Origin of the sequence: Mycolicibacillus koreensis, assembly GCF_002104795.1 — a bacterium.
Taxonomy (GTDB): domain Bacteria; phylum Actinomycetota; class Actinomycetes; order Mycobacteriales; family Mycobacteriaceae; genus Mycobacterium; species Mycobacterium koreense.
This window is the reverse complement of sequence record NZ_NCXO01000108.1, coordinates 1-1,359: the sequence shown is the minus strand read 5'-3', so window position 1 is coordinate 1,359 and position 1,359 is coordinate 1. Positions and strand designations below refer to the sequence as shown.

The 1,359-nt window shown below is 67.0% G+C and carries 1 protein-coding gene and 1 other annotated feature; the gene reads left to right on the top strand.

Features of this window, described 5'->3' with window-relative positions; translation table 11 throughout:
* The first annotated feature begins 54 nt into the window (after positions 1-54).
* A protein-coding gene (locus tag B8W67_RS20075) for an IS3 family transposase (protein WP_234806839.1) occupies positions 55-1,328 on the top strand; the annotation gives its coding sequence in 2 pieces (ribosomal slippage) (positions 55-370 and positions 370-1,328; 1,275 coding nt in all).
* Positions 366-497 (top strand) — a sequence feature (AL1L pseudoknot). It overlaps the preceding gene by 132 nt.
* Positions 1,329-1,359 lie beyond the last annotated feature (31 nt).

Here is a 1,359-nt window from a genome sequence, read left to right as displayed (position 1 = left end):
TGAACCGCACTGGGTCGTGTGGAGGCTCCGAACCTTGGAAACGAGGATGGAGTCATGGCGAAGGAGAAATCCGCAGCGGCGGGCAAGACGGCGGCCAGTGCACGGCGTTACACGACCGAGCAGAAGGCCTCGGCGGTGCGGATGGTGCGCACGCTGCGGGCCGAGTTGGGCACCGAGCACGGGGTGATCTCCCGGGTGGCCGGCCAGCTCGGCTACGGGGTGGAATCGGTGCGGGCCTGGGTCCGCCAGGCCGACATCGACGACGGGCACACCGCCGGGCTGTCCACGACCGAGGCACGCCGAATCAAAGAACTTGAGCAGGAGAATCGAGAACTCCGGCGCGCCAACGAGATTCTGAAACGAGCGGCCAGTTTCTTCGGGGCGGAGCTCGACCGCCAACACAAGAAATAGTCGACTTCATCGACGCCAACCGCGAGGACTTCGGGGTCGAGCCCATCTGCACCGTCCTGCGCTCCGCAGGGGTGCGGGTGGCCCCGAGCACCTACTACGCCGCCCGCAAACGTGCCCCGTCGGCGCGGGCGATCCGGGATGCGGTGATGACACCGATCCTGGTCAAGCTTTTCGACGACAACTACCAGGTCTACGGGGTCCGCAAACTCCACAAGGCCGCGGTGCGCGCCGGCCACGCCATTGGCCGTGACCAGGTCGGGCGACTCATGCGTGCGGCCGGTATCGCCGGGGTGCGCCGCGGCAAACAGGTACGCACCACCCGCCCCGAGGCGGGGGCGCCGCGGCACCCGGACCTGGTCAAACGTGACTTCACCGCGACCGCACCCAATCAGTTGTGGGTGACCGACCTGACGTATGTGCCGACCTGGGCCGGGGTGGCCTACGTCTGCTTCATCGTCGACGCGTTCTCCCGGATGATCGTCGGGTGGCGGGTCGCCGGGCATATGCGCACCACGATGGTGCTCGATGCCATCGAGATGGCCCGCTGGTCACGGGGAACCACCCTGCCGGGCCTGCGGTGCCACTCCGATGCCGGAGCTCAATTCACCTCTATTCGCTACGGGGAGCGGCTCGCCGAGATCGGGGCGACCCCGTCGATCGGGACCGTCGGCGACAGCTACGACAACGCGCTCGCTGAGACGGTCAACGGCTACTACAAGGCCGAATTGATCTACGGACCGACCCGCAAGGGGCCGTGGAAGACCGTCGAGGACGTCGAGTTAGCCACCCTGGGCTGGGTGCACTGGCACAACACCGACCGACTACACGGCTACCTCGGCGACGTCCCGCCGACCGAGTTCGAGGACACCTTCTACGCTGACACCCGGACCGGCCAAGCCCTGGCCGGAATCCAATAGTCCGAGCCTCCACCGAACCCAGTGCGGTTCA